The 23,609-nt window shown below is 39.7% G+C and carries 18 protein-coding genes; 4 read left to right on the forward strand and 14 right to left on the reverse strand.

What is annotated here, in order from left to right; genetic code table 11:
* Positions 1-675 (forward strand): hypothetical protein, encoded by a 675-nt coding sequence (locus ACZ41C_RS06055; protein WP_138256871.1) that lies wholly within the window; start codon positions 1-3, stop codon positions 673-675.
* Here the strand turns inward: ACZ41C_RS06055 and ACZ41C_RS06060 are convergent.
* Positions 667-1,437 carry an amidohydrolase gene (locus tag ACZ41C_RS06060; RefSeq protein WP_138256870.1) on the reverse strand — a complete coding sequence of 257 codons (771 nt, stop codon included), beginning with the start codon at positions 1,435-1,437 and terminating at the stop codon, positions 667-669. The two genes, ACZ41C_RS06055 and ACZ41C_RS06060, sit on opposite strands and share 9 nt — an antisense overlap.
* Before the next feature lie 47 nt (positions 1,438-1,484).
* Positions 1,485-1,952 (reverse strand): ankyrin repeat domain-containing protein, encoded by a 468-nt coding sequence (locus tag ACZ41C_RS06065; RefSeq protein ID WP_138256869.1) that lies wholly within the window; start codon positions 1,950-1,952, stop codon positions 1,485-1,487.
* 301 nt (positions 1,953-2,253) lie between these two features.
* Here ACZ41C_RS06065 and ACZ41C_RS06070 point away from each other — a divergent pair, with 301 nt between their 5' ends.
* Positions 2,254-2,643, forward strand: coding sequence for a response regulator (locus ACZ41C_RS06070; RefSeq protein ID WP_138256868.1), 390 nt, complete (start codon positions 2,254-2,256; stop codon positions 2,641-2,643).
* 1 nt (position 2,644) lies between these two features.
* On the opposite strand, the gene ACZ41C_RS06075 is transcribed toward ACZ41C_RS06070, so the two are convergent.
* Positions 2,645-4,027: a DUF5689 domain-containing protein gene (locus ACZ41C_RS06075; RefSeq protein ID WP_464565713.1), complete on the reverse strand. Its 1,383-nt coding sequence runs from the start codon at positions 4,025-4,027 to the stop codon at positions 2,645-2,647.
* On the reverse strand, positions 4,027-6,729 hold the full coding sequence (locus tag ACZ41C_RS06080; RefSeq protein ID WP_464564945.1) for a carboxypeptidase-like regulatory domain-containing protein: 2,703 nt from the start codon (positions 6,727-6,729) through the stop codon (positions 4,027-4,029). The genes ACZ41C_RS06075 and ACZ41C_RS06080 overlap by 1 nt, the downstream gene beginning before the upstream one ends.
* A gap of 272 nt (positions 6,730-7,001) precedes the next feature.
* Here ACZ41C_RS06080 and ACZ41C_RS06085 point away from each other — a divergent pair, with 272 nt between their 5' ends.
* On the forward strand, positions 7,002-7,982 hold the full coding sequence (locus ACZ41C_RS06085) for an endonuclease/exonuclease/phosphatase family protein (protein WP_464564946.1): 981 nt from the start codon (positions 7,002-7,004) through the stop codon (positions 7,980-7,982).
* 237 nt (positions 7,983-8,219) lie between these two features.
* Here the strand turns inward: ACZ41C_RS06085 and ACZ41C_RS06090 are convergent, their stop codons facing one another.
* From ACZ41C_RS06090 to uvrC, 9 genes are all read right to left on the reverse strand, one after another.
* On the reverse strand, positions 8,220-8,816 hold the full coding sequence (locus ACZ41C_RS06090; RefSeq protein WP_464564947.1) for a 3-keto-disaccharide hydrolase: 597 nt from the start codon (positions 8,814-8,816) through the stop codon (positions 8,220-8,222).
* An 11-nt stretch (positions 8,817-8,827) separates the two neighbouring features.
* Positions 8,828-9,265: a hypothetical protein gene (locus ACZ41C_RS06095; protein WP_464564948.1), complete on the reverse strand. Its 438-nt coding sequence runs from the start codon at positions 9,263-9,265 to the stop codon at positions 8,828-8,830.
* An 88-nt stretch (positions 9,266-9,353) separates the two neighbouring features.
* Complete coding sequence (locus tag ACZ41C_RS06100; RefSeq protein WP_464564949.1) at positions 9,354-12,608, reverse strand: TonB-dependent receptor; 3,255 nt, start codon at positions 12,606-12,608, stop codon at positions 9,354-9,356.
* 170 nt (positions 12,609-12,778) lie between these two features.
* Positions 12,779-14,416, reverse strand: a complete 1,638-nt coding sequence (gene pgi, locus ACZ41C_RS06105) for a glucose-6-phosphate isomerase (RefSeq protein ID WP_138256862.1) — start codon at positions 14,414-14,416, stop codon at positions 12,779-12,781.
* The gene (locus ACZ41C_RS06110) at positions 14,403-15,689 is read right to left on the reverse strand and encodes a peptidoglycan DD-metalloendopeptidase family protein (RefSeq protein ID WP_138256861.1); all 1,287 of its coding nucleotides are present in this window, start codon (positions 15,687-15,689) and stop codon (positions 14,403-14,405) included. The genes pgi and ACZ41C_RS06110 overlap by 14 nt, the downstream gene beginning before the upstream one ends.
* A gap of 4 nt (positions 15,690-15,693) precedes the next feature.
* Positions 15,694-16,662: a tryptophan 2,3-dioxygenase family protein gene (locus tag ACZ41C_RS06115; protein ID WP_154917913.1), complete on the reverse strand. Its 969-nt coding sequence runs from the start codon at positions 16,660-16,662 to the stop codon at positions 15,694-15,696.
* A gap of 6 nt (positions 16,663-16,668) precedes the next feature.
* On the reverse strand, positions 16,669-17,448 hold the full coding sequence (locus ACZ41C_RS06120; RefSeq protein WP_138256859.1) for a DUF3108 domain-containing protein: 780 nt from the start codon (positions 17,446-17,448) through the stop codon (positions 16,669-16,671).
* Positions 17,449-17,776: 328 nt separating this feature from the next.
* Positions 17,777-20,077: a patatin-like phospholipase family protein gene (locus ACZ41C_RS06125; protein WP_464564950.1), complete on the reverse strand. Its 2,301-nt coding sequence runs from the start codon at positions 20,075-20,077 to the stop codon at positions 17,777-17,779.
* Positions 20,061-21,848: an excinuclease ABC subunit UvrC gene (gene uvrC, locus ACZ41C_RS06130; RefSeq protein ID WP_138256858.1), complete on the reverse strand. Its 1,788-nt coding sequence runs from the start codon at positions 21,846-21,848 to the stop codon at positions 20,061-20,063. The genes ACZ41C_RS06125 and uvrC overlap by 17 nt, the downstream gene beginning before the upstream one ends.
* A 503-nt stretch (positions 21,849-22,351) precedes the next feature.
* On the opposite strand from uvrC, the gene ACZ41C_RS06135 reads away from it, so the two are divergent.
* On the forward strand, positions 22,352-22,918 hold the full coding sequence (locus ACZ41C_RS06135; protein WP_138256857.1) for a 5-formyltetrahydrofolate cyclo-ligase: 567 nt from the start codon (positions 22,352-22,354) through the stop codon (positions 22,916-22,918).
* Here the strand turns inward: ACZ41C_RS06135 and ACZ41C_RS06140 are convergent.
* Positions 22,897-23,586 (reverse strand): lipoprotein signal peptidase, encoded by a 690-nt coding sequence (locus ACZ41C_RS06140; protein WP_464564951.1) that lies wholly within the window; start codon positions 23,584-23,586, stop codon positions 22,897-22,899. The two genes, ACZ41C_RS06135 and ACZ41C_RS06140, sit on opposite strands and share 22 nt — an antisense overlap.
* Positions 23,587-23,609: the final 23 nt, after the last annotated feature.

Here is a 23,609-nt window from a genome sequence, read left to right on the forward strand (position 1 = left end):
ATGAACAGAATTTTCTTTTTAATCCATTTTTTATTTACCATTGTCTCTACATGGTCGCAACCTAATTTAGTAAATGAAGAAGGAGGAACCTTTCAAACAGGAAATTTAGACGTTCCTTTTTTAAGAGTTTCTGAAATAAGCGGTAATAAGATTGTGGGTAGTATCTACATAAGTGAAGAATGGGAACAAGCTACCATTATAGATTTATCAAATAAAAAAAGAATAAAAATACTAGCGCGCTTTAATGTCTACCACGGTGAAATAGAAATTTTAAAGGATAAGGAAATTTCGGCGCTGTATCCTACAAAAGGAATAAAAGTTCAGTTAAATGGAAAGAATTTAGTCCCCCTTCACTTAGGAAAAAGAAATAAGCCAATTTTTGCTGAAATTCTTGCTCAAGGAAAATACAATCTTTATAAGGTTTTCGATATTAAGATTAACAAAGCGCCATCAGACGCCAAACTTTTAAATATTGAAAGTGTAGATAAAGTCGAAATAGTTCATCAATTCTATTTTAATAGAGAGGAAGGACAGGTGGCAGAACTACCCACAAACAAACGAACCATGAAATCAGAGTTGCCTTCCAGCATTATGGAAATTCTTAAAAAAGAAAAATTATCCGCTAGAAAAGAGGAAGACTTGATTAAGTTATTTTCAATACTTAACTCACAGTAGCCGGAACATATCCCTGTCCTGAAGGAATTTTAAATTGTCCCTGGTTTTGGATATGTGTCTTTTATCAATTGTCACTTGAAGAATTTCTTCCTTCTCCGAAAAAACCAATTGTTGACCAAGTGCATCATAGGCCGCTGAATGTCCAACATACTCCAATCCTTTTTCATCGCTACCTATCCTATTCACCCCTATACAATAGCTCATATTCTCAATAGCTCTTGCCTTTAACAAGGTATCCCAGGCTTCAATCCGCGGTTTGGGCCAATTCGCTACATACAATAGAACATCGTAATCCAACGTATTTCTACTCCAAACAGGAAATCGTAGATCGTAACAGATCATAAAGTTCAATTTGAAACCTTTATAGTTAATAATCAAATGTTGCTTACCTGCCTGATATTTTTCATTTTCTCCTGCCAATGTAAAGGTGTGTCGTTTATCATACTTCCAAACCTCACCCTTTGGGGTAACAAAAAAAAGTCGGTTATAATGAAGTCCGTTTTCAGTATAAACGATGCTACCTACAATGGCAGCCTTTGTTTTTTTGGCCATTTCCTTCATCCAATTTACCGTGATTCCTCCTTCTTCAACATCCAAATTTTCGGGTGACATGGTAAATCCGGTAGTAAACATTTCTGGAAGAACGATTAGATCCACCCCATTTATAGTATCCATCTTGGCAGCAAATGAATTCCTGTTCAAGGCAGGCTGCTCCCAAATAATGGGAGATTGTATTAGGGTAATCTTAAGTTCGTTTTTCATGTCGTATCAAGTCTTCACACTATACTTTAAGGAAGTTGCCCATTCAATTACCCTTGCAGTAAATCGATTAATTTAGGGTTGCCTTTTGTTTTCGCATGGTTCAATGCCGTATTACCTCTCTGATCCTTTGTACTTTGGTCGGCACCATTTTTAACTAAAAGCTTGGCAATCTCATATTTATCGAACATGGCTGCATAAACAAGAGCCGTGGCCCCCATGGTGTTCTGTACATCCAATTTTGCCCCGTTATCGATCAGAAGTTTGGCAATTTCCAAATATCCTTTAAAACAGACCCCCATTAATGGGGTGTTTCCGGCAGCATCCTGCGCATTAATATCCGCCCCGTAATCAAGTAACAATTTGGTTATTTCTAAACGGTCGTAATAGGTAGCCAATAACAGCGGAGTGGAGCCCCTTTCATCTTTGGAGCTAACAAGCCCTGGATTATCGTTTAAAGCATCTTGTACACCTTCCAAATTTCCGTTCCTGATATAATCGTAAATATTGTGTTCCATTAGTATGGTAAAAAATAGGGTTTTGTCAAAAAATACTTTTTAATATATTAATTATAAACGCTGATTTAAAGCTCATATATTCAAATATCATATTAAAATTAACATGTCGCCTACTTTATTCTATAATCTAGGCTTATGATTTTTGTCAATTTAACTAAAAGCATTCAAAACCTGATTTTTATCCGTGAAGGTGTGGTTATAATTCTTAGTTTTACGCCAATTTTTAGAACAAAACAAACCATACTTTAATAAGGATAATTTTTCCCTGATATGGTTCCTTGGATTTTGAGTTTCGATTTTCATGAGTAGGATTGATAGCTGTTGTATAATTGATGATGATGAGTTTTTTGCCTTCAACACAAAAAAACTCATGAAGCAAATAGGGTTTTGTGAAAACGTTCTCTGGTATGCAGATGGACAGGAAGCCATAGATAGTCTTATTGGACTTTTGATTGAAAACATTCCACTTCCACAAATCATATTTTTAGACCTGAACATGCCCAACAAGGATGGATGGGCCTTTTTGGAAGAGTTTCAAAACATTCCCAAACACCAACGTGAAAATGTTAAGGTATATATTGTTAGCTCCTTTGTAAGCCCTGAGAATATGGCCAAGGTTCAAAAGTATTGTACGGTAGCATCCTATTTGGTAAAGCCTTTAACTGCAGATTCCTTAAATGAGGTTGCGTAAGTTAGCGTATTCCTGGCGAAAAATCCACTGGGGCCAATTGAGGAAGGTTAATCGTACCGGACTCTCCGGAATCATTGTATATCTCCCATTCTGAAAACTCATACAAAGGACTCCCTTGGGTTACTTCCAATCTTCTTTGGGCTCGACCATCTTCAAACTCATGATCCGTTCCCGTACCATCTTGGCCTATTACGCCAAAAATATCTATCACCGTTCCAAAGGGATCGACCAAGACGAGGTTGTCGTCCCCATTGGAATCCGCGGGTGAGTTGGTTCCCGCATCCACATCAGGTAAAAATCCATAAACTTGTTCAAAAACCAAAGGATTGGGCGATATCAATAACGTACTTTCCCCATCAATAACATGTCCCGTTAATTCCGTTGAGGAGCTCACCGTTTCACTATCATTGGTATACCGAAGGATTTGCCAACCTTTTAGGGATAATGGGGCCGTATCTGAATTGTATATTTCCACAAATCTGGCTTCCGGATTGTTATCCGGGTCCGCCAATTCCGAAAAGAAAATAGTGTTGGAAGTAAATTCGTCCACGAAATCCTCGCACCTTTCTTGGTCAAATTCAATATCGGTAAAATCCCTTATTACCAATTTAAAGTCATTTCCGTCCTTTACGAGGACACCGGTAATATTTCCACGACCCTCGGGAAGCAAAATGGATTGAAAATCGGCAAAACCACTATTCAACAAAATCAGCTCGTTATCCTCACAATCCACTAGTAAACGCTCCGTTTCGGCCTCCTTTTCGGCAAATAAGTTACCTAGTTCCGCTGCTGAAAACTCTAAATTTTGAAATTGTACCAACGTGCCTGCATTGTTATCCTGCAAATCCGGAATTGTTAGTACATCCGGTTGCAAAACGGCTCCTTCACCACAGGCTACAAAGACATGCTCAAAGATTTGGTTGTAAGGCAATCGCCCAACGGAAACATTCCCAAAGGAGGTAAATACTCCGCCAATTTTAAACTGATTTCTGGTACGTCCCAAGTACAATCCTTTCAGCTTGATCAAAATCTTGTTCCCAACCTCAAAAAATAGATGGGAATCCCGCATTTCTATTTCTATCTGAAGTCCATCGGTGGGGTTATTGGTGCTGTTCTGAAAATACAGTACGCTGAAAAAGTTGTTTTGGGCATCGGAAGAAATCACATATCCTTCCAGGATCCAATCCTCCTGGATTTGAAGCGTTTCGTCCTGATAGTATTCCTTAAGTTCCTCGATACTGATGTTCGCGACCAGATTTGATTCACAGGCAGGTTCCAGTACCTCAAAATCCTTGTTCTTTACACAGGCAAAAAGCATACCTACCATAAGTAAAAATATGGTCTTTACAATGAGCTGGTAGTATGTTTTAGAAAGATGTGTCATCAAAAACTTAGGGCTATGTTTAAAAAAAAGGTCCTTCCGTAGCCATACCAATATTTTGGGGCAAAAGAAGGGGTACCGCTCAAATTGTCCTGTCGTAACTGACCAAAGTTGCCATTGCGGCTTTGTTCATAGCCACCGGTTCTAAAAGTGGTATCGAACACATTGTTCACACTGGCGAAAACACCTAGGTACTTCCCGTTTTTCAACCACGATTTTCCTCCCACAAGATTCAAAAGATAAAAGTTGTCCAAGGATTTCTGTTCCAAAAGCGCGTCCACATTTTCTTCTGTTGCATCGGGAAAACGTTGCCCCGTCTCAGGGTTCAAAACAAAGCTATCCGTTCTCGTTATTGTGGAAATATTGGCATAGTTATTCGCAAGGTAATTGGCGGTGACACCTACCCACCAGTACTTGGGATCTCTATATTCCATACCGAAGGCAAAGGCCTGTTGTGGTCCCTGACCCAATTTATAGCCCTTTAGCTTTGCAGGCCCCAAATCCTGGAATCCCTGGACATTGATCAGTTCTTCCTCCGCCGATGCCGTGTCAAAATTAATGGTCACCAAAGGATCACTGGCATACACATATTTTCCGATGGAGGAAACCAACGACAGTTTTACCGTTGAGGATACCTGGTATTCCAGCCCCAATTCCGTTCCAAGGTGCAATTTGTCCAAACCCGTCAAAACCTCTTGGACAAAATCCGACCCAACACCCGAGTCCACAAAGAAAAAGTTGATATCGGTAGTGTTTTGAAATCGGGTGTAATAACCGGTTATACGACCCGTAAGATTGGGCAAACGAATGAAATAGTTGATATCCAAAGTGGAAACGGTTTCCGTCCGCATGTTGGGTACCAAGGCATTGGACTCCCTTGGGTTCACGAAAACATTTTGAAGCAACGGTGCCCTATTGATGAAAGCCCCTTGCATGGAGACCCAATGTCTTCCGGTTATTGCGTGGGTAAGACCTCCTTTGACCCCAAAATTTGAAAAAGTTATGTTCCTGCTTGCGCCCAAAGAATTTTCCAGAAACCGTTCATTCTGAAATTTACCTGTTCTTTGATATGCTTTCCGATTGAATTGTCCGGCCAAAAAGAACTTCCACTTGTTCAAGTCGGCCGAAATCTGCGAATAGGCCCTAAGTTCATTAGCCTGAAATTCGTAATTATACCCAAAGAAATCCCCTTCCCTTTTTTCCAAATCGGAATCGATGTCATTTCTGGTATTGGAAAAAGGGTCGATATCCCTGTGAAATTCGGCCCCCAACAGATCATCCACTTCGGCGAAGTTTTTGGATTTTAAATATCGGTTCATGATACCAAAATCGACCTTTATGTTTGGGTCCCATTGGAAATTACCGTTCAAATTGGCCGTAAACTGGGCATCCGAAACCACATCGTCATAGAGTACATAAACAGCTTCGCCGCCCAGGGACGGGTTCGCATTGGCGCTGTATACGTTTTGCCAATCCAATTGCGGATCTTTTAGAAAACTATTCTTGGCCATTTCTGCACTAATGAAGTTCGCACCTATAGGACTGTTGACATAAAAGCTGGGCAGGTACCTGTAGTATGTTGGGTCTGGATTTGGGGCATTGTAATACCCCAGCCTGCTTCGTTTATGGGTTCCATTTTGGTAGACCAACCCAAGGGATAGGTCCAGTTTATCGGCATTACAAAAATAATTGAACAACACCATAGGTTCTGAAATGAAGCGTTCCCGAGAGTTCCTTATTTTACCATCCTGTAGCCCCCAATACGGATTGTATTTGTTACCCATCAAACTGAACACCTCTTCCGTAATGGCGGACGACCGGCCCCTTCTATTACTTGTAAATATGCCGGATAAGAGAAAACTGTGGTTGTCATCGAGCTCATATTCCAACTGACCGCTTAATGAATAAGCATCGTACAGGTTTCCGTCAATGAAGCCTTCTTTCGCCCATCTTCTGGAACCGGACAGTACATAGGCAAATCCATTTTCCTTCATTCCGGAATTATACGTCGCCATCAATCTTCCCGCGTAGGTTCTATTGGAGGCCGATGTTGAAATACGTGTTCCCGGTCGTAATCCGGAGGGTCTCAAATCGATATTGGTATTGCCCAAAATACCCCCAAAGGTATAGTCCGAAGCATCCAGCCCATTCGAGTATTCCTGGTTCCTGGTAATATCGTTCAGCCCGCCCCAATTATTCCACTGGGGGCGACCATCGAACAATTTGTTCATGGGGACACCGTTCAACAGCACCTCCCCTTCTTGGGCATCGTACCCTCGAACCCTAAAAAAAGCCTGACCAAAATCAAATGCGGCCCTACTTAGAAAAACATCCCGGGTTGCCTGCAAAAGTCCTAAAGTGTTTGATGTGGATTCATCGTCCAGCAGTTCTGCATCGGTAAGTGTGATCAGATTGTCCTGTTGTTCAACAGAAATATCCCTTTTTAGGAGTATGCTGCCAAGATTAAGCGACTTTCCGTCAAGCACAATTGGGATTCGTTTGGATTCGTAATCCTGAAAGGTAATTCTTAGAATATAATCGCCCATAAGGTCCGTCTCAAAGGCGAACTGTCCATCCACATTGGTCCTAACTTCTATGGATTTCCCCTCAATACGGATGCTTGCGCCTTCAATTGCCACATTGTTATAAGAAGTAAGGACTGTTCCGGATACGGAATAACTGATTTGTCCGAAAACAGTATTCATAAAGACAAAAATCGGTATAAGAAATATGCCCTTGTACATTATGGTTGGTTAGTGCAAACCCTAATATATTTAAAAACAATTGCTTAACTCGATTTTTTATATAAAAACCATATATTTCGGTACTAATGACACCTTATTGAGGCATTTATTATCGTAACCTAAATACCTTACTTTGAAATTTTTAAAACTTGATTGAATAAATTAGTAAGAAACTCATGAAGAAGGTCGGCTTACTTTTAACCCTCTTGTACACTTTGTTCAGCCTCGGACAAATGCAAAAGAATTATCAATTACGAACCATCGCCTTCTATAATCTTGAAAACCTGTTCGACACCATAAATGACAGTTTGGTGTATGACGATGATAGAACACCCACGGGAAAGGATAATTGGACCGAAGAGCGCTATTGGAAAAAGATTGAAAATCTTTCCAAGGTCATATCCGATATTGGTTCCGATAATAACCCATCGGGTCCCGATATACTTGGTGTCTGCGAGGCGGAAAATCGAAAGGTACTCGAGGATTTGATCAACCATCCAGCCCTTCAAAAAAAGCAATATGGAATAGTACATTTTGATTCCCCCGATGAACGCGGAATAGATGTAGGGCTTCTCTATACGAAGTCCTCTTTTATCCCTATATCCTTTGTAAGCAGGAGATTGCTTTTGACTAATGAAGAAGGCTTTAGGGACTATACCCGGGACCAATTGGTAGTAGAAGGGCTTTTGGACAATGAAAAAATCTATGTAATCGTAAACCATTGGCCCTCTAGAAGTGGCGGAGAACTTAGAAGCAGGCCTTATCGATTGAAGGCCGCTGAATTGAACAAGAGAATTATAGATTCTCTGCGATATTTGGATTCCAATGCAAAAATTGTAAGTATGGGAGATTTTAATGACGACCCTATAAGTCCCAGCTTTAAAAAAATATTGAAAGTAAAGGGAAAGGAGAAGCAATTGGATTCAATGGGCCTCTTTGGGCCAATGGAAAATTTATTCAAAAAAGGCATCGGTTCGTTGGCCTATAGGGACCAATGGAACCTTTTTGATCAAATATACCTGACCGTCAACTTGCTCAACAACCCAGAAGGATACCGGTTTTGGAAGGCCGATGTTTTCAATCCACCTTACTTGATCGACCCAAAAGGAATGTACAAGGGCTATCCTTTACGTACCTACGCTGGCGGAAGTTATATTGGGGGCTATAGTGACCATTTTCCTGTATATGTGCATTTGATACGGAAAGTCAAATAAATATGAATTCAAAACTATAATTCCTTTATTTGTAGGTGGATGTAAATAGGACATTTAATCCCTCTATAAATGTAATCGAGAAATTCTTATAAAAACCGTAAGGCTCAAGTAGGTCTCGCATCTCGACTCAGCTCGATGTGACAGCAAGACCTGAAATTTACCCAAAAATCATGTACGTAGAATAGATGACGATTCCTATAGTCAACTCAAGTTAAATAAGCATTCTAATAAAATCTATTAATCCAAAGGCGTCAATTCGATATTTTTCCATTTCACCTTGATACCCCCTCCATCGTGAATTTGAAGAAGAACGGAACCTTCCCCTTTACCAATTATTCGGTCCTTAAAGGAAACCATTTCCGTACCGTTGAGCCACGAGGTTATTTGTTTGCCATCTACCTTGATGGTCATGTGGTTCCAGTCTCCAAATTTTAAGGCCACATCCTTTTCAGGCTTTGGTTTCTTCAACCATTGCCTTCCATAGGACTCGTAAACACCACCCGTAAATTTGCCTGGTGGTGCGACCTCCACTTGCCAACCACTGACAGTAGTTCCTTCAACACTGGATCTGATAAAGACACCGCTGTTGCCATCGGCTTCCTGTTTAAAGTCCAGATCGAGAATGAAGTTTTTATATTCCTTTTCTGTTCCTAAATAGCCATAGCCTGCATCAGGTCCACTTTCGCAAATCAAAACCCCGTCTTCCACATACCATTTTTCGGTTCCAAAAACTTCCCAGCCATCTAAATTTTCACCGTTGAACAAGGAAATACTTTGGGCTTTAAGGAGACTGCCACAAAAAATCAAGAAAACGATAGCCATTAATTTCTTCATGCCCCTAATTCTTAAAACCATTGACTCCATGGAATCCTACTTAAAATCAATATCAGACCTATTCCATAAAAAATGGCTATACTCTTGAACTTTTTATCGCCCTCAACAAATTTCTTGTGCCTGGACCATCCTATGGTTATGGCGGCAATGGCCAGTATGTTTATAAAGGGATGTTCAACTGCCAATAATCTGGCCGCGGAGGTTAGTCCGCCCATACCAAACTCCTGGATGGCGTTCAATCCGCTAGGGGATATAAAGTACAGAATAAGGCCTACCAATAATTGAATGTGGCAGATTATCAAAGTGAAGAGACTTAAGCGTAAATCCTTATTCATGGTGAAAACTCGTTTGCTTGTTAATCCGCTTATGGCATTGACTACGGCAATTATTAAAATTGCCAACGCTACATAGGCCAGATAAGAATGCAGCATTTGAATGGTTTCGTACATACTGTTGGTTTAAATGAATTTTAAAAATAGTGATTTTTGGGCATAAAAAACCCCGCATAAAGCGGGGTTTTAATTAACTTATTAAAGACTAGTTGAAAAGGTAACGGATTCCAACCTGAAGTCTCCATGTATCTCCCAAACTGGTGGAAGGTCTAAAACTTTCTCTAGGTAATTCTGAAGTTCCAGAAACGGTATTCAATCTATAAATAGGCTCATTGGAAGCATTTCTACCACGGTAGTTCAAAATGTTGTTTTGTAAAGCGAACTGAGGAACGCCCCAATCAGAATTGAACATATTGCCAATATTCAAAAAGTCCATTGACAATTGAATCTTGTTTTTATTGTCTTTGGTCAGATTTATATCTTCCGTAATTCTTAAATCGTAACGATTAACCCATGGTAATTTTGCACCATTCCTTTCGGCAATAGTTCCACGGTTTTCACTTAAATATTCATCCTGAGCAATATAATTGTTCAATGCATTAATCTGTGCCTGTTCCGAAATAAATACACCACCGGCGGTATATTCTTCAAAATTGAGTTCAGAAGCGTCATTAGGAATATAGATCAACCTGTTTGAATTATCTCCAAAATTTCCAGAGTACGTATAGCTATATCGACCATTCTCGCCACCTTGCCAAAATAAAGCTATAGTAGTATTATCCGTTTGATAGTTCAAATTGGCAATGAAACGATTGGGTTGGTCGAAAGAGGCAAATCCCAATCTTGGATTGTTTCTATCCTCCTGAACGGTAGCTGTCCATAACGAACCCGCCTGCGATCCTCCCGAAGCATCCAAATCCCTAGCCCTTGAAGCGGTATACGCTATCATAGCATAAAAACCATTATCGAATTGCTTTTGAAGTTGCGCAGTAAACGAATAATAATCTGCCTTTTCATCTGCATTTGTCAACAAGAAAACATTACGGAAGTCATCATCGTTAGAGTACCCTCCATCCCAATAAGGACGTTGGTCGGGACCGGCTAGATTTCCATCAGGCTCCCTTAGTACAGGATTGTATACAATAGGTGTAGAAACATCCCTTGAATAAATGAAATCCAAGGTACCTGTGATTCCCCAAGGCAATTGATGGTCTACCCCAATGTTGGTACGCCATACCTGTGGCAACTTAAATTCACGGTCTGTCAAATTCAACTCGTTAGACAAAGTCTGTCCCGGGTTGGTAGGGTTTCCAAATGTTACATCTGGGTTGAAAACATAATTTGGTCCCAGAAAGTCGATAACTTCATCTCCTTCAAAACCTAATCCTCCACGAACAACACCGGATCCATTTACCTGATTGCTCAACCATACGAAAGGTATACGGCCAGAGAAAATACCCGTTCCTCCACGCACCTGTGTCTTACCTTCACCGTTTACGTCCCAGTTGAAGCCGACTCTTGGAGACCATAGGGGCCTAACTTTAGGAAACTGACTTACATCTGGGGTGAACGTATTTCCATCTCCGTCCGTAAAGGTTTTGTTCAAATCGTCCAAAAGGGTGTTTCTTGGAATATCGGTGGCATAGAATGGAAAATCAACACGTAAACCACCTGTTAACTTGAAGTTGTCGTTCACTTGAAATTCATCCTGGAAATAAATACCAAACTGGCCAAAATTGGTCTCATCTACCGGTGGTGTTGTTGAACCGTCCAACGCAAAACTTTTAGCAAAGGCATCTGGATAGGCACCTGGGGTTTGATTGATAACCGTTTCTACGAAACTATCGTATGTAGTAAACCTGTAGAATCCGTTGAAAACAGGGTTAAAGGCATTTTTAAATGTCATATACTCAAAGTTTGCACCTATAGTATAAGTATGGTCTCCTGAGTAGATTGAGAAGTTATTCGTTACGTTGAAGACATTGTTCTCTAAAAGATTACCAACGGTAAACAGTTCATTACCCAAGGCAGTGTAATACAATAAGTTGCCAGAAGGGTCTGGTTCCAAAACTTCGATAAACGGAAACGCCTGTCCTCCAGGAATTCCTCTTTTGGGGTCGCTGATGGCCGTGTAACCAATATTCAACTGATTGGACATGTTATCAGAAACTTTGGAATTCCATTCACCTACCAAAGATTCAACCAAACGATCGTTGGTATAATTGGCATTGGCAAAAGTAATTGCTTCTATACCAAAACGATCAGTGTTTCTATATCGAGTTGGCAAAAAGCGATTGGAGTTACCATTAATAGAAACATCTTCTGCAGAATTATATCTATTATAACGAAGTGAGAATTTATTATTTTGGTTCAAGTTATAATCCAACCGTGCATTAAACCTTGTCTGCTCTGAGGCAAATGGATAGTTTTCATAAGGTCCTGTTTCGTAACCATATAGGTTCTGCATGCTCTCACGAATAAAGTCCAATTCTGAAGCGGGAACTCTGGAAATAGTTAAACCATCAGGAGTTAATCCTCCTCTTGCCGCTTGTCTTGTAAAGCCTGGTACTGCTTCTTGTTCTTCTTCATAGCTTACAAAGAAAAAGAGTTTATCCTTTAAAATAGGACCTCCAAGACTGACCCCTTTTATATCATTTTGAGCGTCTCCTCTGTTAAGTTCTAGGTCTCGTAATTTATTACCCTGCATCTGATCATTTCTCAAATAATAATAAACCGAACCCTTAAATTCATTTGTACCTGATTTAGTAACAGCATTTACCGATGCGCCTGTAAAACCAGCTAATCGAACATCAAATGGAGCTAAATTTACCTGTACTTCCTCTATAGCGTCTAAAGAAATTGGGTTTGACCCAGCAAATTGACCTGAACCTAGACCAAAGTTATTGTTATAGATATTACCGTCGATCGTGTAATTATTGAAACGACTTGAGGTACCGGCAAAAGAAGTACCATTAGATTGTGGGGTAAGCCTTGTAAAATCATTGATACTTCTACTTATAGTTGGCAACGCATCAATCTTTTCCCTTGAAAGGTTTGTAGTTGGCCCTGTCCTATCCGGGTCAATAATCTCCCCTCTTTGAGAAGTTACGACAACCTCCTCTAGTTCAACACCTTCGGATAAGGTAACCTTTAAGTTATAACTTTGTCCCAAACCAAGGGTAATCCCTTCAAAAGTCTTATCCTGAAAACCAACATAGGTTACTTTTACTGTGTATGGCCCCCCTACACGTATGTTTGGCAGGTAAAACCTTCCCTCTTCATTTGATATGGCACCATATACGGTTCCAGAAGGAGTATGGGTCGCAACGATGTTAGCACCAAATAATGACTCACCTGACTCATCTGAGACAGTACCTTGCATACTCGAGGTAGTTACCCCTTGTGAAAACGCAGTCACGGTCAATAGAAATGCCGCAATTGCAAAGTAGATTTTTTTCATTTTTCTAGTATTTGTTAGTTTTATTAACCGGTGCAAAAGTCTTGCATTTTTAGACTTCCAACGTTAAGACAACGTTAAATCACCTCTATAAACAGACATCAAAAAAAATAAAAAAATAGCTGATTATGAAGAAGTTACAAAGTAATATCTTTAAATATGATTTATGTAGGTTAACTCTTAAAATATTGCAATAATCGCAATGTGGAGCTATCGTGGGAGGTGATTCCATCACCCTCTATATCCTTTAAAATAGTACCGGCCAGTTGTTTTCCCAATTCAACACCCCACTGGTCGTAACTAAAGATATTCCAGATGATTCCCTGTACAAAGATCTTATGCTCGTATAAGGCAATCAAAGCACCCAGACTTTTTGGGGTCAATTTGTTTATTAAAATGGTATTCGTGGGCTTATTGCCTTCAAACACCTTGAATGGCGTCAATTGTTCAATTTCTTTTTCAGGCACTCCTTTATCCTTCAGTTCTGATATTGCTTCTTGAAGGGTCTTTCCATTCATCAAGGCTTCCGTTTGGGCAAAAAAATTGGCCATCAATTTATTATGGTGATCGGTATCTCCATATAAAGAATGCTTGAAGCCGATAAAATCGGTTGGTATCAATTTGGTCCCCTGATGGATCAACTGAAAGAAAGCATGCTGGGAATTTGTTCCCGGCTCCCCCCAGATGATGGTCCCCGTCTCATACCCGACGCGCTTTCCATTTCTTCCCACACTCTTACCATTGCTTTCCATAATTCCCTGTTGCAGATAGGCGGAGAATCTGCTTAAATACTGCGTATATGGAATTATGGCTTCTGTTTCTGCTTGATGGAAATTATTGTACCAAATACTTAAAAGTGCCATTATAACCGGTAAGTTTTCCCTGAATTCCGCTTCCCTGAAATGAACGTCCATTTCGTTGGCTCCAAGTAACATGGAATCAAAGTTTTGGTATCCAACCGCCAGGGCGATGGAAAGACCTACGGCGCTCCATAACGAGAATCTACCTCCAACCCAGTCCCACATAGGAAATACGTTCGCTTCTGAAATTCCAAATTCCGCAATTTTTTCGGTATTGGTAGAAACGGCGGCAAAATGTTTTGCAATATCCTCTTGGGTAGCGTGCTGCAAAAACCACTTCTTAATGGTAGTGGCGTTGCTTAATGTTTCCTGTGTGGTGAAGGTTTTGGAAACCACTACAAATAAGGTGGTTTCAGGATGTAAAGTTTTCAAAATTTCATGAACGTGATCTCCATCTACGTTGCTAACAAAATGTACGTTCAAGTGATTTTTATAGAATTTCAAGGCTTCGGTCACCATGGCTGGTCCTAGATCCGAACCTCCTATACCAATATTTACCACATCGGTAAAATTCTTTCCCGTGTAACCTTTACTGGTACCGTTTATTATGGACTCTGTAAATTCCTTGATATGTTGCTTCACTTCGAATACTTCGGGAACCACATTGACACCATCCACGTAGACAGCATCGGTTTTCTTGGCTCTCAAAGCTGTATGCAATACGGCCCTTCCTTCGGTTTGATTGATTTCGTCTCCGTTGAAATACTTGGCGATGGCGTCTTTTAATTCTACCTCATCTGCCAAATCCAAAAGCAACTGTAACGTTTCTGTAGTTATTCGATTCTTGGAAAAATCCAAGAGAAAATCGTTCCAGCGTACGCTTAATCGCTCAGCCCGACTTTCATCCCCACCGAACAGTTCCTTCATATGAAGGTTATTCGAAGTTTTATAATGTTCTTTTAGTTTGTTCCAAGCATTGGTGGTAGTTGGGTCAATGTTATTTAGTGCCATTTAGTTCATTAAGTGTTAACAAATCATCTTCTTCAATCCTCTCTGGGTAGACTATACAGTCCAGTTGTTCCTTTATAGGTTCTATATGGGCGAAATAATCCGGTCGTAAGGAATCGGCCAACGGTTCCGCCAATGGAAGTTCTTCCTGCAAGGGGTCCACTTGCCTCCCGTTTTTCCAGAAGCGATAGCAAACATGGGGGCCTCCGGTATTACCGGTCATGCCCACCCAGCCAATTACATCGCCCTGACGTACAAACTGACCCTTTTTCACGTTCTGATTTTTCATGTGAAGATATTGGGTCGAATAGGTCTCGTTATGCCTGATTTTCACATATTTCCCGTTACCGCCCCTCCTGGTGGATTCCGTTACGGTACCGTCAGCGGTGGCAAGGATGGGAGTTCCAATAGGTGCGGCATAATCGGTTCCCTTATGTGGCCTTACCTTATAACCATAGTAGCGAATTCTTCGTTTAAGATTGTATCTGGATGATAATCTCCCAAATTCAACGGGCATTTTAAGAAATGCCCTTCTAAGGTTATTTGCCTCATGGTCATAATAATCCAACTGATTTTTCAAGGTGTCGCCTTCATATGAAAAAGCATATAGAGGAATCCCATTGTGTTCAAAATAGGCAGCTACCAAGGGTTCTGAACCAGCGTATACGGTATCATTGATATATTTCTCCTTAAATATAATTTTGAACCTATCGTACTTTTGAAGCCTTGAAAAGTCAATCGTCCAAGCAAAGACATTCGCAAGGTTATGCGTAACGCTGTAATCGATACCTTGATCCAAAATAGCCTCGGACAAATTTGTCTCTATGATGCCCGAAACTTCCCTTTCTACATACTTGACCCTCTTCTTCCCTTTATACACTTGCACACTGTCCCTAAAGTCCACTACCGTATAATCAATGGGGTTGTTTTGGTATATGAAGACCTGTGCCTGCTCTGAAGTGTCCTTTGATTTCAGTATTAAATACGGTTTGCCAACACGTATCTTACGAACATCGAAGGTATCCCGAAATTTTTCCGAGATCGTTGCTATTTTAGGATACTCCACCTTATTTTTTAGCATCAGCTCCCCAAAACTATCACCGTATTTAATTGTATCCAAATGCACGTTAAATTCCTCGAAATTAAATCCGAACCTGGTGACAATTGGGTCTTCAACAGGACTGATTTTTAATTCATCATGGCTTACGACCACTTTTTCTTCTTGACATGCACCTAACAAAGCCAACGTAAATAATATGCCCCAATATTTTCGCATGAATCTATGTATTTATTTTATTGGGGTTGTAAATATGGTCGACCCATTGCTTGCCCCAGTCATTTAGTTCCTCTTCCGTATAGATATCCGGAAAGAATACGATTTTTTGAAAACTTGGCGGAAGGTAGTCCTTCCAATTGGTTCCGCCTGTAGCACTTATATCCCCTGATTCCTTTCCTAAATATCGATGGGCGGAGCCCATGTGCATCAACGGCCAATTTACATTGGCGTTTAGGTCCATCGTCTTTAAAGCCTCCAAAAGCTCCTTATTTTTTTTAACTTCTGAAGGCAAAGCTACGTATTTATGATATATGGTGTTGTTCAATAATTGCTTGGCCGTTCGCACCAATCTTGGTGTATATCTATATTCAAATTGTTTTAAGGTCAGTGTTTTTTCCCCCGTTGAAATGTCCGTTGCTCCTTTCTTCCAATAGATGTTTTCATAAAGCTCCTCAATGGAATTGTTGGAGGAAAATTGGTCCCGTTGCGACTCGTGTACCAAATTTTCAAGAGGCGTGGCGTAGATTTCTATCATCCTAAATTGGGCGGATTGAAAACCACTTGCGGGCAAAAGGGCCATCCTGTACTGGAGGAACTGTTCCCGCTCCATACCCTTTATCATGATGCTGAAAGAGGAAATGAGCGCGGTGTAATAACTATTGATGCGTCGCAGTCTTTCTACAAAAAAGTCAAGGCTCTGCGATTTGTCGTCCACCAGTTGCTTTTGCTCATGTAAAATGAGCTTAAAGTACAACTCGGTAATTTGATGGTACATGATGAAGATTTCCTCGTCCGGGAAATGCGTTCGGGGCACTTGAAGACTTAGAAGGGTATCCAAGTGGATGTAGTCCCAATAGGTTAAATATCGCTGATATAATAAGCCGTCCAAATAAGAGCTTAAATCCTGGCCAGAGTCCCTATACTTTTCCTCAAGTTTTGAAATCTGGGATTTGACCCGCTCCTTATCGTCCATTCTTAACTAATCCATTATTATCTTAAATTGATGCTTAAGGCCATTATAGCCATCCAAATCCGCCTTAATGGCACCAACCGCTAAATCCGCTTTTATTCGTATTGGAATTCGATTATCGTCATTGGAAACCCAGAGCGATAAACTTTCCTGTTCTTTGAAGACCCTACCGGATTGCACCAAGGGCCTAAACTTGAGACATTCTACCTTTCCGTATTTGGTGTTGAGAATCTCCTTTCCCAGGTACTTCAACTTAAAATTGAAAATACCGTCATCATCGTACAACATTTTCAAGTCAATGGCCTCTCCTTGTACCAAGTCACTGGGATCATAATTATTCCTCAAATAATAAAATGCAGAAATTAAATCCTGTATGCTATCTTGGAGTTCAAAATTAAACTTTTTATTGTTTTTTTTGTCATTGAGGACCGCTTTGTCATTCACATGGTCAAAGTTGATTTCAACATCCTTTGTATAGCCACCTTCATTTATCTTTCTAATGAATCTGTAGGGCTTCCCATCCTTTCTATCAAAATAGCTTTCGTAGGTATCGTCAACTTTAAAAAACAGGCTTGCAAAACCGGTGGTCTCCCCATGACCTACAACATGATACACCGGCACGGAATCGATAATTGCATTCTTTACATGTAGTGTGGCATAACTGGCATTTAGAAAGCCGTAATGCATCCTAAACTTAAGCCACTCACCAGATTTAAAGGCAGATTGCTGTCCTTGCGCGAACATCTTGCCCATGCCCATACATAGAAGTATGACCAAAACCTTTTTCATATGATTACTTTTATGTAAAAATACTATACCGTTCCTCATAATTAATGTTCTTACAATAACTTAAACAAAATTTATTCCAAAGTATTGCACAAAAAAAGCCCAGTCTTGAAACTGGGCTTTTCCTAAATAACCAACCAAACTTTAAATTATGAAAAACCAATACTTAAAGTTGTAAGGGAACCACCCCTTACTGATGTAAAATTAAAACATCCTTTGCTTCTGGTATACGATTTAACTTACTTTAACTTTCAACTTAACAGTAATTCACATTTGAAAGCCTGATTTGTGAATCCCTTAAGAAAATAGAAGTTTGTATCGAAGAAATAGATTAAAACCAGTAGCCTATACTGAAGAAAAAATTGGAGTTTTTACCTTCTGGGGACCATGAGTAAAGCACTTGAATTGGCCCAATAAACGACTCCCAACCATATCCAATTCCATAGCCAGAAAAATCCGGGGATGAAAACCATTCCCCTGTTCTAAATAAATCATCTTCCACATTGGCGTAATTAGCGGAAAACAATAAATGATTTTTGGCATAGAACTCATAATCCAAACGTCCATAGGCCTTAACAAAACTATTGCCAGGGAGGCTTAAAAAATCATAGCCATAAAAAGGAACGAAATTGTTAATCAAATCCGTACCGAATCCTCCAAGAACAAAATCGAATGTGGTAACACCGGAAGTGCCCAATTTAAAACCTCCTTCTGTCTCAATGTTCATTGAAAGATTTTTAAAAATTGGGAAAGCTGCACCCATTCTTGCCTTGGAAATGGAAAAATCCTTGAAATTTTGATTAAAATCAGATGAAAGAATATAATAATGCATGTCCCCGTCAAAGTATAGACCCTTCGTTGGGAAATATCTGTCATCATAGGTGTCCAATTTTAAATTTCCAAAAACGCTAAAAAAGCTTCCGTTTTCAAAATAAAGACGATCATCAGATGCCGAACCTACAAGATTTTCCTCCACTCCTGAAAAAGGTTCAATGGTGCGAGTACTATATTTCAAATACTTATATTCCGCACCCAAGGTAAAGGCGAATTCCTCCCTAAGAACCGTTTGAATGTAGAGTTGATTGGTAAAGTCGGATACATCCAGGTTCAAGTTGTTTAGGTTGGTACCAAAGGGAACCTCAAAATTTTGACGGATTAGGTCAAAATTTATGTCCTGGGAGAAGGCACTGAACCTCGAGTTGAGCCCAAAACTCCAATACGTTCCTTTATCCACATAATATTGAAAATTGTACCTCACATTGTCGCCAAGAATAAGATCAAAGGAGGCTACGTCATCCTGTAAGACCAAATTTTTTTTTGTAAAATTAATAATAGCTGCACTTTTATATAAATCGTCATAATGTGCTCCCAACCGAATGAAAGAAGTATTGGGCGTTTCATCCAATCGCAATATCAAATCCTCCCCGGTACCGTTCGAAACCAATTTATACCTATTGGTAGTAAAATTGCCCGTAGCGGTCAAGTTGCTAATTCCTTGCTGTAATTTTTTAAACGTGATGGGTTCTGCCAAATTAAATCGGAGCTTTCCTTTTACATAACCTCTTGTGTGTTGATTGTTACCGTTAATGATCAATCTATTGATGGTTATGGAGTCTCTCAATGTTTTATACTTTATAGGATCTTTATCAATTTTTGAGTTACTCCCAATCTCACTTAGGGCATTGAGCTTTTCACGTGCTGCAATCATACCTTTTTCAATGATTTCGGTAGCCTTGTCAAATTGAATTACTGAAAAAGCTGCAATATCCGGTCTTATATAAATGTCCGTTTTTTTAGACTTTTGCACCATGTCCCTCACAGTTCTGTAATTGTTAATCTGAGAAAGTATTTCAGTTGCGGACATTAGTGCGTCCCTCTTGGATAGGTCATGTTGTACGTCAATACCAATTATGATATCGGCACCCATATTCCTAACCTTGTCGATGGGATAATTGTTGACTACTCCACCATCTATTAGAATACGGTTGTCAATACTTGAGGGCTCGAATAAAGATGGCAGCGTTCCACTTGCCATAATCGCTTGGGGCAGGTATCCCGAATCCAAAACAACTTCCTCCCCGGTCTCAATATCGGTAGCTATGCATACAAAAGGAATAGGGAGTTTGTAAAAATCGTTTACGTCCTTCACATGATACAACAATCTAACGAGCTCGTTATAAATGTTTTGCCCACCTGAAAATGCGGTAGGTACGGTAATCTTGAAATTATCAAAGGGAAGCGTTAATGCGTATCGTTCAGAATCTTCCTTCTCGTAAAAGGTTTTTGCATTTCTAGGGAGGTTGTCCTGAATCAAATTTATGAAATCCGTCGCCCTGAAAATAGAATCCAATTGATCGGCCGTGTAGCCTGCTGCATACAAGGCTCCCACTATGGCCCCCATACTGGTTCCACCAACATAATCGATTTCTACGCCTGCTTCCTCAATTACCTTTAGTGCACCAATGTGTGCCATTCCCTTCGCACCTCCACCACTGAGTACCAGCCCCACCTTTGGTCTCTTAAGGTTATCCTGTTGGGAGTAACTTTGTAGTGATACCTGAAATAACAGAGAAAGTAGTATAATTCTCAGCATCCAGCTTTGCGATATTTCCAAATCAATGAAACGACCCATATATTTTTTGTGCTTTGGAAGTACCCACAACTTCGGCCAAATGATCCAAAGATGCTTCCTTTATTCGCTTAACGGACTTAAATTTTTTCAACAAGTCCCTTGCTGTTTTCTCTCCCACACCTTCAATATTTTCCAGTTCAGAATTGATGGCGCTCTTGCTTCTTTTATTTCTATGAAAAGTTATACCAAATCTATGGGCTTCGTTCCTTAAATGTTGGATAATCTTTAAACTTTCAGATTTTTTGTCCAGATAGAGTGGTATGGAGTCCCCAGGGAAATAAATTTCCTCGAGCCGCTTTGCAATTCCTACTATAGCTATTTTACCTCTGAGACCCAAAATGTCCAGACTTTTTAAAGCTGAAGAAAGTTGTCCCTTACCTCCGTCTATGATAATTAATTGTGGCAATGGTTCCTCCTCTTCCAAAAGCCTTTTATATCTTCTAAACACCACTTCCTCCATGGAAGCAAAATCGTCCGGTCCCGTAACGGTCTTGATATTAAAATGCCTATAGTCCTTCTTGCTGGGTTTGCCATCCTTAAAAACGACACATGCCGCAACGGGATTGGTACCCTGTATATTACTGTTGTCAAAACATTCGATATGCCTTGGTTCTTCGGACAATCTCAAGTCCTTTTTCATTTGGGCCATAATGCGATTTGTATGGCGATCCGGATCAATGATCTTGATTTGGTTGAAACGTTCCTGTCTATAAAACTTCGCATTACGTTCCGATAGTTCCAAAAGACGTTTCTTGTCTCCAAGCTTTGGAACGGATATGATCAAGGATTCATCCAGTTCCACGGGAAAAGGAAGATAGAGTTCCTTGGATTGCGAATTAAATCGTTGCCTTATTTCCACAATAGCCAATTGTAGCAATTCTTCATCGGACTCATCCAATTTCTTTTTGATTTCCATGGTGTGGGACCTTATGATCGAACCATGTGATAATTGTAAAAAATTCACATAGGCCATGGCGTTGTCGGCCACAATCGTAAACACATCCACATTGCTGATCTTAGGATTTACGATGGTCGATTTTACCTGATAGTTTTCCAACACTTCTATTTTATCCTTTATGCGCTGGGCCTCCTCATATCGCATCTCCGCTGCAAAGGTTTTCATTTGTCCCTTAAAATAATGAAGCGAAGATTTAAAATTTCCTTTGATTATTTCCTTTATGTCTGCAATTTGTCGGTCATATTCCTCAGAACTTTGAAGGCCTTCACAAGGGCCTTTACAATTGCCCAAATGATATTCCAAACAGACCTTGTACTTACCGCCCTTGATTTTTTCTTCGGATAGATCGTAGTTGCAGGTCCGTAATGGATACACACTTTTGATCAAGTCCAAAAGTGTCCTAACCGTCTTCATACTGGTGTAGGGACCGTAATATTCAGAACCGTCCTTTATGACCCTTCTGGTAGGAAACAGTCTCGGAAAACGCTCATTTTTTAAACACAACCAAGGGTAGGACTTATCATCCTTGAGCATTACATTATATCTGGGCTTGTATTCCTTTATTAAATTGTTCTCCAGCAAAAGTGCATCTGATTCCGTAGGAACCACAATGTGCTTGATCCTCTTTATTTTTTTAACAAGTACTCTGGTCTTTCCATATTCATGATTCTTGTTAAAATAAGAGGAGACCCGCTTTTTAAGATTTTTTGCCTTACCTACATACAGTATTTTATCTTCCTTGTCATAAAATTGATAAACGCCGGGGCCATTGGGCAGTGCACTTAATTGAACGTCAATGGGAATTTGGGACATAAAGCTTTGGTACGGGTTCTTATATCGTTGGATTTGAATTTACATGCTTTTCTTGAAACAACTTAAATTTTCTAATCATTTTAACGCATTTAAAGCAGAAAAATAGAACGGGTAAAGGCTAAACAGTTTTTAGAATGGTTCAATAAATTAATGTAGGATTCACACTAAAATGTGTTAAAGTACCCAATTTTTAATTTTCAACACAATTAATTGATTATCAGCATCTTAATCTCGTTATTAAATTATCTATATTCCCGTTTATGTTAATTTTCATATAAAAATGTGCTTTTTAACGATAAAATTGTGCTTTTCAAGGAGATTTAATGATTTTTTTACTTACATTTAAAACAATCAAAACCTCGAATACTTTTTGTTTAATATATGGAAAGCTACATAATAACACTTGGAACCTACCTCATACTAATGTTATTTTTCAAAGTTTTCTTTGCGGTCGCAGGAAAAGAATAATCATTGCCTAAGGTACATCAAATCATTTTTCAATCATGTTGAAGAAAGATTTGCGTCTAAAATATTCAGCTTTTAGAAAACAGCTTTCTCTAGAACAGATTGCGGCAAAAAGTCTTGATATATCAAATAAGGCTTTGGAACTTCCTATTTGGTCCAAAAAGTATTACCATATATTTCTTCCCATTACCTCAAAACAGGAAATTGATACGATTAATTTATTATCCATTCTTCAAGGCAAGGACAAGTATGTAATCGTACCAAAGGTTCAGCAGGATACCCTTGAGCATTATTTATTGACCGATTCTACCAAATTCAAGAACAATTCCTGGGGGGTACCGGAACCCGTCGACGGTATACAGATTGACCCAAATATGATCGATGTTGTTTTCATTCCACTATTGGCATTTGATACAATAGGTCATAGGGTTGGTTATGGCAAAGGATATTACGATACATTTTTAGCGAGCTGCAGACCTGATGTTTTAAAAGTTGGTCTCAGTTTTTTTGATGCGGAGGAATTGATTACAGACGTCTTCCCGGGAGACATTCCATTGGATTACTGTGTTACCCCACAAAAAAACTATTCCTTTGTTGGTTCCTGAGGTTGTTCAAAGGTTTCAGAAGTTTCCACGCCCACTTCATCGGTATTTTCCTCATCGTTCTTCCCAAAAGCCCTTTTGTTAAAAACCAATAAAATCCCTACACCTGTGCTTATGGCCGTATCGGCTATATTAAAAACGGGCTCAAAAAATCGAAAATTCTTACCTCCCACAAAAGGCATCCAATCTGGCCAAGTGGTATCCATCAATGGAAAATAGAGCATATCCACTACTTTACCATAAAATGCCTTTCCATAAGGCTCGTCCGAGAATAAAGTCGCAACGTGATTGTAACTATCATCAAAGATAAGACCATAAAAAACAGAGTCCAGAATATTCCCCAAGGCACCTGCGAATATAAGGGAAACGGCCACTATCAAAGTTTTGGATGATTGTTTCCTGACCACATCGTGCAACCAATAGCCAATGCCAAAAATGGCAAACAACCTAAAAATGGTCAATACCAATTTTCCAGTGGCATCAGAAATTGGGAGTACATCACTAAGCTTGGCACCCCAAGCCGCACCCTCGTTTTCGATAAATAGAATCTTGAACCAATTGAAAACATCCACTGATTCGCCCAAAACGAAGTGCGTTTTGATATATATCTTGCTCCATTGGTCAATTAGGAGTATCAATACAATTAATAAAATGGACTTCTTTAGGTTCATGATCTTGTTTGACCGCGCAAAAA

The sequence above is a fragment of the Maribacter sp. C-4077 genome, assembly GCF_055378385.1.

Excerpts from the sequence above, each read along its gene's own strand:
- ACZ41C_RS06055 (WP_138256871.1), top strand. The coding sequence starts at position 1 with ATGAACAGAATTTTCTTTTTAATCCATTTTTTATTTACCATTGTCTCT.
- ACZ41C_RS06060 (WP_138256870.1), bottom strand. The coding sequence starts at position 1,437 with ATGAAAAACGAACTTAAGATTACCCTAATACAATCTCCCATTATTTGG.
- ACZ41C_RS06065 (WP_138256869.1), bottom strand. The coding sequence starts at position 1,952 with ATGGAACACAATATTTACGATTATATCAGGAACGGAAATTTGGAAGGT.
- ACZ41C_RS06070 (WP_138256868.1), top strand. The coding sequence starts at position 2,254 with ATGAGTAGGATTGATAGCTGTTGTATAATTGATGATGATGAGTTTTTT.
- ACZ41C_RS06075 (WP_464565713.1), bottom strand. The coding sequence starts at position 4,027 with ATGACACATCTTTCTAAAACATACTACCAGCTCATTGTAAAGACCATA.
- ACZ41C_RS06080 (WP_464564945.1), bottom strand. The coding sequence starts at position 6,729 with ATGAATACTGTTTTCGGACAAATCAGTTATTCCGTATCCGGAACAGTC.
- ACZ41C_RS06085 (WP_464564946.1), top strand. The coding sequence starts at position 7,002 with ATGCAAAAGAATTATCAATTACGAACCATCGCCTTCTATAATCTTGAA.
- ACZ41C_RS06090 (WP_464564947.1), bottom strand. The coding sequence starts at position 8,816 with ATGAAGAAATTAATGGCTATCGTTTTCTTGATTTTTTGTGGCAGTCTC.
- ACZ41C_RS06095 (WP_464564948.1), bottom strand. The coding sequence starts at position 9,265 with ATGTACGAAACCATTCAAATGCTGCATTCTTATCTGGCCTATGTAGCG.
- ACZ41C_RS06100 (WP_464564949.1), bottom strand. The coding sequence starts at position 12,608 with ATGAAAAAAATCTACTTTGCAATTGCGGCATTTCTATTGACCGTGACT.
- pgi (WP_138256862.1), bottom strand. The coding sequence starts at position 14,416 with ATGGCACTAAATAACATTGACCCAACTACCACCAATGCTTGGAACAAA.
- ACZ41C_RS06110 (WP_138256861.1), bottom strand. The coding sequence starts at position 15,689 with ATGCGAAAATATTGGGGCATATTATTTACGTTGGCTTTGTTAGGTGCA.
- ACZ41C_RS06115 (WP_154917913.1), bottom strand. The coding sequence starts at position 16,662 with ATGGACGATAAGGAGCGGGTCAAATCCCAGATTTCAAAACTTGAGGAA.
- ACZ41C_RS06120 (WP_138256859.1), bottom strand. The coding sequence starts at position 17,448 with ATGAAAAAGGTTTTGGTCATACTTCTATGTATGGGCATGGGCAAGATG.
- ACZ41C_RS06125 (WP_464564950.1), bottom strand. The coding sequence starts at position 20,077 with ATGGGTCGTTTCATTGATTTGGAAATATCGCAAAGCTGGATGCTGAGA.
- uvrC (WP_138256858.1), bottom strand. The coding sequence starts at position 21,848 with ATGTCCCAAATTCCCATTGACGTTCAATTAAGTGCACTGCCCAATGGC.
- ACZ41C_RS06135 (WP_138256857.1), top strand. The coding sequence starts at position 22,352 with ATGTTGAAGAAAGATTTGCGTCTAAAATATTCAGCTTTTAGAAAACAG.
- ACZ41C_RS06140 (WP_464564951.1), bottom strand. The coding sequence starts at position 23,586 with ATGAACCTAAAGAAGTCCATTTTATTAATTGTATTGATACTCCTAATT.